8 protein-coding genes and 1 pseudogene are annotated in these 7698 nt (G+C 60.8%); 8 read left to right on the forward strand and 1 reads right to left on the reverse strand.

The genetic code is table 11. The annotated features are described in order from the left end of the window. The 8 genes and pseudogenes from I5W_RS00735 to I5W_RS00770 all read left to right on the forward strand — a co-directional run. The coding region (locus I5W_RS00735; RefSeq protein ID WP_044527821.1) for a thiamine pyrophosphate-dependent enzyme at nt 1–1213 on the forward strand (1213 nt) is incomplete at its 5' end. A gap of 1 nt (nt 1214) precedes the next feature. After that, nucleotides 1215–1704: pseudogene (gene ilvN, locus I5W_RS00740) on the forward strand (acetolactate synthase small subunit). A 73-nt stretch (nt 1705–1777) separates the two neighbouring features. Next, the gene (gene ilvC / locus I5W_RS00745; RefSeq protein WP_013233748.1) at nt 1778–2794 is read left to right on the forward strand and encodes a ketol-acid reductoisomerase; all 1017 of its coding nucleotides are present in this window, start codon (nt 1778–1780) and stop codon (nt 2792–2794) included. A gap of 223 nt (nt 2795–3017) precedes the next feature. After that, nucleotides 3018–3812 carry an SIMPL domain-containing protein gene (locus I5W_RS00750; RefSeq protein ID WP_044527822.1) on the forward strand — a complete coding sequence of 265 codons (795 nt, stop codon included), beginning with the start codon at nt 3018–3020 and terminating at the stop codon, nt 3810–3812. A 121-nt stretch (nt 3813–3933) separates the two neighbouring features. Then, the gene (locus tag I5W_RS00755; RefSeq protein ID WP_044527823.1) at nt 3934–4464 is read left to right on the forward strand and encodes a hypothetical protein; all 531 of its coding nucleotides are present in this window, start codon (nt 3934–3936) and stop codon (nt 4462–4464) included. 188 nt (nt 4465–4652) lie between these two features. Further along, a complete protein-coding gene (locus I5W_RS00760; protein ID WP_017450644.1) occupies nt 4653–5297 on the forward strand; it encodes a phosphatidylserine decarboxylase in 645 nt (214 codons plus the stop codon). A gap of 93 nt (nt 5298–5390) precedes the next feature. Further along, complete coding sequence (gene pssA, locus I5W_RS00765; protein WP_017450645.1) at nt 5391–6251, forward strand: CDP-diacylglycerol--serine O-phosphatidyltransferase; 861 nt, start codon at nt 5391–5393, stop codon at nt 6249–6251. Between the two features lie 200 nt (nt 6252–6451). Then, nucleotides 6452–6934, forward strand: coding sequence for a hypothetical protein (locus I5W_RS00770; RefSeq protein ID WP_231739044.1), 483 nt, complete (start codon nt 6452–6454; stop codon nt 6932–6934). A gap of 64 nt (nt 6935–6998) precedes the next feature. Here I5W_RS00770 and I5W_RS00775 read toward each other — a convergent pair. Next, nucleotides 6999–7698: GGDEF domain-containing protein (locus I5W_RS00775; protein ID WP_044527825.1), on the reverse strand; the 700-nt coding region annotated here is incomplete at its 5' end.

The following is a 7698-nucleotide window of genomic DNA, read 5'->3' on the forward strand; positions in this document are numbered from 1 at the left end:
GCATACCTGCGCCTACGAGTATCCGAAGGCGGTGGAAATGCGTTCCTACAAGCCGGTCGACAAGGGCCACTCGGGCCAGATCCGCAAGGCGCTGCAGCTGCTGCTGACGGCCGAGCGTCCGATGATCTATACCGGTGGCGGCATCATCCTGGCCAATGCCGCGCCCGAGCTCAACAAGCTGGTCGATCGCCTGGGCTATCCCTGTACCAATACCCTGATGGGCTTGGGGGCCTATCGTTCCTCCAGCGACAAGTTCGTGGGGATGCCCGGGATGCACGGTACCTTTGAGGCCAACATGGCTATGCAGCACTGCGACGTGTTGATCGCCATCGGTGCGCGCTTCGATGACCGTGTGATCGGCAACCCCAAGCACTTCGCTTCGCACGCGCGCAAGATCATTCATATCGATATCGACCCATCGTCGATTTCCAAGCGCGTCAAGGTCGATATCCCCATCGTGGGCAACGTCAAGGACGTGCTGCAGGAACTGCTGGCGCAACTGGATGCGGCCGAAACTCGCCAGAACGGCGCGGCGCTGGATGCCTGGTGGAAGCAGATCAACGAATGGCGCAAACGCGATTGCCTCAAGTTCGCCACCTCCGATGAATTCATCAAGCCGCAATCGGTGGTGCAGAAGGTGTGGGAAGTGACCAAGGGCGATGCCTTCATCACCTCCGACGTCGGTCAGCACCAGATGTGGGCCGCGCAATACTACGGTTTCGACAAGCCGCGCCGCTGGATCAATTCCGGTGGCCTGGGCACCATGGGCGTGGGTCTGCCTTACGCCATGGGCGTGCAGATGGCCAACCCTGATGCAACGGTGGCCTGCATCACCGGCGAAGCCTCGATCCAGATGTGCATCCAGGAGCTGGCGACCTGCAAGCAGTATCACCTGACGCCCAAGATCATCCTGTTGAACAACCGCTTCCTGGGCATGGTGCGCCAGTGGCAGCAGATCGACTATGGTTCGCGCTATTCCGAGTCCTACATGGATTCGCTGCCGGACTTCAACAAGCTGGCGGAGTCCTACGGCCACGTCGGCATGAAAATCGAGAAACCGGGCGATGTCGATGGCGCGCTGCGCGAAGCCTTCGCCATGAAGGACAGACTGGTCTTCATGAACTTCATTACGGATCAAACCGAAAACGTCTGGCCGATGGTCAAGGCGGGCAAGGGCTTGACTGAAATGTTGCTGGGTTCGGAGGATCTCTAACATGCGCCATATCATTTCTGTGCTGCTGGAAAACGAAGCCGGCGCATTGTCCCGTGTCGTGGGCCTGTTCTCCGCACGCGGCTACAACATCGAAACGCTCACCGTTGCCCCCACCGAAGACTCGACCCTGTCGCGCATGACCATCGTGACCTCGGGTTCGGACGATGTGATCGAACAGATCACCAAACACCTGAACCGCCTGATCGAGGTGGTCAAGGTCGTCGATCTGACCGAAGGCGCGCACATCGAGCGCGAACTGATGCTGATCAAGGTGCGCGCCGTGGGCAGGAACGTGAAAGAGATAAAACGCACTGCGGATATCTTCCGGGCCGCATTATCGACGTCACCGAAAAGACCTATACGATCGAGCTGACCGGCCCCAAGAGCAAGCTGGACGCTTTCATCGACGCCCTGGATCGCACCGCGATCCTGGAACGGTCCGTACCGGCGGCTCCGGCATCGGCCGTGGCGAACGGATCCTGAAGATCTGATCGACCGCGCCAGCAGTACGCATCACACACACATACATTCAAATTCGAGTTACTCGGAACATAGGAAAAAATCATGAAAGTTTTCTACGACAAAGACGCAGACCTGTCCCTGATCAAGAACAAGAACGTGACCATCATCGGTTACGGTTCGCAAGGCCACGCCCACGCCCTGAACCTGAAGGATTCCGGCGTCAAGGTCACCGTCGGCCTGCGCAAGGGCGGCGCATCGTGGAACAAGGCTGAACAAGCCGGCCTGAAGGTCGCTGAAGTCAACGAAGCGGTCAAGGACGCCGACGTCATCATGATCCTGCTGCCCGACGAAAACATCGGCCAGGTCTATGCCGAAAACGTCGCACCGTTCGCCAAGCAAGGCGCCACCGTGGCCTTCGCGCACGGCTTCAACATCCACTATGGCCAAGTCGTGCCGCGCGCCGACCTGGACATCATCATGATCGCCCCCAAGGCCCCCGGCCACACCGTGCGTTCGACCTACAGCCAGGGTGGCGGCGTGCCGCACCTGATCGCCGTGCACCAGGACAAGTCCGGCTCGGCCCGTGACCTGGCCCTGTCGTACGCCACCGCCAACGGCGGCGGTCGTGCCGGCATCATCGAAACCAACTTCCGCGAAGAAACCGAAACCGACCTGTTCGGCGAACAAGCCGTGCTGTGCGGCGGTACCGTGGAACTGATCAAGGCTGGTTTCGAAACCCTGGTCGAAGCTGGCTACGCCCCCGAAATGGCTTACTTCGAGTGCCTGCACGAACTCAAGCTCATCGTCGACCTGATCTATGAAGGCGGCATCGCCAACATGAACTACTCGATCTCCAACAACGCCGAATACGGCGAGTACGTGACGGGCCCGCGCGTGATCAACGCCGAGAGCAAGGCCGCCATGAAGAAGGTGCTGGAAGACATCCAGACCGGCGAATACGCCAAGAGCTTCATCCTGGAAAACAAGGCCGGTGCACCGACCCTGATGTCGCGTCGTCGTATCAACGCCGAACACCAGATCGAAATCGTGGGCGAGAAGCTGCGCGCCATGATGCCCTGGATCAAGGCCAACAAGCTGGTCGATCAGAGCAAGAACTGATCTGCCGCTTCCAGCAGCAGTCCAGGAAAACGCCACGGTTCGCCGTGGCGTTTTTTTTTTGTCCGTGAGCAAGGGGAGGGTGCTTGAATTGTCATTGTGTTACGCCTTGTTGCACTTGGCCAAGAACCAATCCTTGACGCTGGTCGTCGAAGTGCCGGGTAGATGCTTTCGATATGAAGCTATCATCACCCCCGTCACTGACCAAGAACAAAGAGGATTCCTTATGACACCTTCCCGCAAACTGATGCTGGGTGCCGTGCTGGCCACTGCCTGTGTTGCCGCCCAGGCGCAGACGCAGACCGCCATGACCGCGCCGGCCCCGGTCCCGACCACCGGCACCATGGTCGTGGTGCCAGCCAATGGCGAGATCAGCGTGCCGAACGACCAGGCACGGGTCACCCTGCAAGTCGAAGAGCAGGACAAGGACAAGGCTGCCGCCGCCTCCCGTGTGAACCAGAAGATGAAGCAGGGCATCGAGCTGCTCAAGCGCCAGGACCCGCAGGCCGCCCTGAAGAGCTATGGCTATTACACCTACGCGGTCTATGCCGACCCTCCGCAAGTCGCGCCGCAGCAACCTCGCCAGCCGGCCAAGGCACGTCAGGTGGTGGGATGGCGCGTCGGCCAGTATCTGGAGATGACCACCGAGAACCTGGCCGCGCTGCCCAGGACCGTCTCCTCTGCCCAGGCCCTGATGAGCCTCAATGGCCTGCAATTTGGCTTGAGCCCGGCGGCCGCCAAGAAGCTGGATGCGACCTTGGTCAATGCCACCTATCGTAACCTGGAAGAGCGCATCGGCTTCATCGCCAATGCCATGCATCGCGCCCCGTCGGATGCAGTGATCGAGACCGTGGACTTCGAAGGTTCCGGCAACTACGCCGCGCCGGCTCCCGCCCCGATGATGGCCAAGGCCATGCGTGCCGACATGATGCAGGAAAGCACGACGGTGGCCGAGCCCAGCTTCGAGCCGGGTGAATCCACCGTGAACATGCGCCTGGTGGGCAAGGTGCGCTTCAAGTAAGCGAACATACCGGACTGTTCGCGTCGCACAGTTCATATCAAGAATCGTCAACCCGCTCGGGTTGGCAGGGGAGGGAGGCTATAATCGGCCTCCCTTTCCGTTTCAAGAAAATCATCTCATCATGCGGACCTTCACCAAGCTGCTCCTGCCGCTCTTCACCGCACTGGTAGCCAGCACGGCCCATGCCGACATCTGCGCCGACCTGCGCGCCATCCACCAGCAGTCGCAATCGCACTTCGACGGCTGGAAGAAGGATGGCCCGGATTCGGTCATGAAGGGCGACAGACAGGGCCCGATCTATCTCTCCAACTTCATGCTCGATGGCGCCCAGAGCTGTGCCATCACCAGCAATTCCTCGGTCTACACCTGCATCTGGCGCTATGCCACGCCGGCCGACATGGGCCGCGCCTACCAGCGCATGGTCAATGAGGTGAAGGCTTGTGCACCGCTGGCCAAGGAGCCGCCCGGCATCATCGCCGACGAACCCCAGGAGCGCCGCCAGGGCGACCTGCGCCAAGTGACCGAAGTGACCGGTCTGGACTACGCTGATGCCGAAGTGACGATTCTGATCGGGCAGATGCAATTGACCGGTCCCAATGGCCTGGCGCGCAACGAACTCAAGCTCAGTTTCTCGCGTCCACAGCCGCGCTGATCCGTTACCTGTCTACTGGTGCCGGTAGCCACTGGCCCAGCGCTTGGATATTCTTCCCGTTGCCCTGCAATGCAGCGCCACCGCCCCGGTGGCGGCGCATTTCATTGCATTTAACGGGCGCTGGACTAGAATAGGCACGCTTTTACTTTTGAACTTTCCGCGAGCATTGCGCGATCCCTGGAGCAACATTGAACAATAACCACTATCCCCACCCCATCATCGCCCGCGAAGGCTGGCCCTTCCTGACCATCGCCGTGGTCGTGGCAGCGCTGGCAACCTATTTCTGCGGCGCCTGGTCCTTCCCGCTGTGGATCATCGCGCTGTTCGTGCTGCAATTCTTCCGCGACCCGCCGCGCGTAATTCCGCAAGCCGCCAATGCCGTGCTGTCGCCGGCCGATGGTCGCATCGTGGTGGTGGCCCGTGCCCATGATCCCTATACCGACCGTGAAGCTCTGAAGATCAGCGTCTTCATGAACGTCTTCAACGTCCACTCCAACCGCGCTCCGGTGGATGGCAAGATCGAGAAGGTGCAGTACTTCCCCGGCAAGTTCGTCAATGCCGACCTCGACAAGGCCTCGCTGGAAAACGAGCGCAACGCCCTGGCCATCACCACCACCAGCGGTCACAGCGTGACCTGCGTGCAGGTGGCCGGCCTCATCGCCCGCCGTATCCTGTGCTATGTGAAAGCCGGCGACACCCTGGCCCGTGGTCAGCGCTACGGTTTCATCCGCTTCGGTTCGCGGGTGGACGTCTACCTGCCGCTGACGGCCACCCCCAAGGTCAGCGTGGGTGAAAAGGTCAGTGCCACCGAAACCATTCTGGCCGAACTCTGATCCCACCCTGAAGGCTTCATCGGTGATGTTCCGGCGTTACCGCTCTAGCCCGCAGCAGACCATCATTTCCGTCCTCCTCACTCATAGACATCGATGCCCACATTCCGACGACGCAAGGCCAAGCCCGGCATTCCCTTCCCGAAATCCCTGCGCAAGCCCAAGGCGGCGCAACTGGACGACGCCGGGCAGGTAGTGACGCGGCGGCGCTCGCGCGGCATCTACCTGTTGCCCAACGCCTTCACGACGGCCGCGCTGTTCTGCGGCTTCTACGCCATCGTCATGGCCATGAACCTCAAGTTCGACTACGCCTCCATCGCCATCTTCGTGGCCATGGTGCTGGACAGCCTGGATGGCCGCGTGGCCCGCATGACCAATACCCAGAGCGAATTCGGTGCCCAGTACGACAGCCTGTCCGACATGGTCTCCTTCGGCGCCGCGCCGGCCTTGGTGGTCTATGAATGGTCGCTGCGCGGCATGGGCAAGCTGGGCTGGCTGGCGGCCTTCGTCTATTGTGCCGGTGGCGCGCTGCGCCTGGCCCGCTTCAACACCAACATCGCCGTGGTCGACAAGCGCTACTTCCAAGGCTTGCCCAGCCCGGCCGCTGCCGCCCTGGTGGCCGGCTTCGTCTGGTTGATGGATGACCTGCGCTTTGCCGGCACCGACCTGAGCTGGTACGGCTGGGTCATCACCCTTTACGCCGGCATCACCATGGTGACCAATGTGCCGTTCTACAGCTTCAAGGATGTCAACTTCCGCAAGCCGGTGCCCTTCATCGCGGCCCTGCTGGTGGTGGTGGCGCTGGTGCTGATCTCCAGCGATCCCTCCAAGGTCTTGTTCGGGCTGTTCGTGCTGTATGGCCTGTCCGGCTATGCCGTCTATATCTGGCGCCGCATCAAGGGCAAGCCGGTCAGCATCGTGCAGACCGAGGATGAACATGGCGATGCGCCCCATTGAGCAGATCTTCTCGTAATGCAAGAAATGGATGTCAAGATACACCCGGCTCAGGCCGGGTGTTTTTATTCAGATATCGAAAAGTGTAACTGAAGGAAACAGTGGGGCGTTTTGCAATGCTCTGCCTTGCCGATGGCCCTAGAGTTGCCTAGAATCGGTAGGTAGCAGCTTTTTCCTGCATATCCCGCATTGGCGGCATGAACATGGCCATCGATACTTCATTGACATCCATCGGTAGTTCGGACCCTTACGGCCTGCCCGCCGGCATCGTCCCGAGCAACCCGGTCAAGCCGACCGACAATCCTGAGGCCCTGGCCCAGGCGGTGGCGTTGTCCACCGATGCCTCGGTGATCGTCACCCTGGGTGGCGGCACGGCCAGCAATGCCGGGCTGACCTACAATGCCGCTGGCCTGTTCAATAGCTTTGTCAATGCCGGCACCCCCGTGACCACCCCGGACAGCACCCAGACCGAGGCGACGCAATCCTATTACCAGGGTGTGCTGGGCAGTATTTCCTCGTCTTCTCCCAACTCCGGTATCTATGACGGCTCCGGCATCTTCAGCGGCCAATCGTTGAGCTCGCCGCTGTCCTTGATGCTCAAGTCCAATCCCGACCTGACCGGTTCCATCGTCCAGGACATCGTCAACCAGAACGTGGTGGGTGGCCTGATCTCGACCATGGCCTGAGCGGGTGGCTTCCTTTTTTCTGAAGCACAACACGGGGCCATCAGTGCCCCGTTTGTTGGTGTGATCAGTCGATCACGTGGCGCGGATCCTGGCCCGGCGTGGTGGCGTAATAGTGGTGCTTGGCTTCATACATGAGGCTATCGGCACGTTGTACCACCTGTTCCAGGCGCTCGCCCGGAGCCGCGGTGGCAGCGCCCATGGACAGGCTCAAGGGCATTCCCGAGTAGTACTGATTGTTCACTTCCACCAGTTTCTCGATCTGTTCCATCAAGACCTGGCAGCCGCGTTCATCGGTGGCCGGCAACAGAATGGCGAATTCGTCACCCCCGGTGCGCGCCACGCTGCCGGGGCGTTCGACCGCCTTGGCCAGCACCTCGCCCACGCGGCGCAGCAAGCCGTCGCCGGTGGCGTGGCCCAGTTCGTCGTTGACTTCCTTCAAGCCGTTCAGGTCGGCCACGATCACGCTGACCGGGAACGGCCCCTTGCGCTCCAGGCGGTTCAGTTCCTCCACCATGTAGGCGCGGTTGTGCAGCTTGGTCAGTTCATCGTGCTTGCCCAGGAATTCCAGGTAGGCCTCGGCCTTCTTGCGGGCGGTGATGTCGGTCAGCGCCACCAGCACCAGGTCCCAGTTGTCCTCGTGTCCGGGAAAGACCGAGAACTGCAGGTGGACGTGCAGGGCTTCGCCGCTGAGCGAATAATTCACCACCTCCCGATGATGGAGCAGGTTGCCGTTCCATAGTTCGATCAACTGCTCGTGAAATGCG

Source organism: Herbaspirillum sp. B65 (genome assembly GCF_000333555.1).
GTDB lineage: Bacteria > Pseudomonadota > Gammaproteobacteria > Burkholderiales > Burkholderiaceae_D > Herbaspirillum > Herbaspirillum rubrisubalbicans.

Coding starts and splice junctions, on each gene's coding strand:
- ilvC (WP_013233748.1), top strand. CDS start 1,778: ATGAAAGTTTTCTACGACAAAGACGCAGACCTGTCCCTGATCAAGAAC.
- I5W_RS00750 (WP_044527822.1), top strand. CDS start 3,018: ATGACACCTTCCCGCAAACTGATGCTGGGTGCCGTGCTGGCCACTGCC.
- I5W_RS00770 (WP_231739044.1), top strand. CDS start 6,452: ATGGCCATCGATACTTCATTGACATCCATCGGTAGTTCGGACCCTTAC.
- I5W_RS00755 (WP_044527823.1), top strand. CDS start 3,934: ATGCGGACCTTCACCAAGCTGCTCCTGCCGCTCTTCACCGCACTGGTA.
- pssA (WP_017450645.1), top strand. CDS start 5,391: ATGCCCACATTCCGACGACGCAAGGCCAAGCCCGGCATTCCCTTCCCG.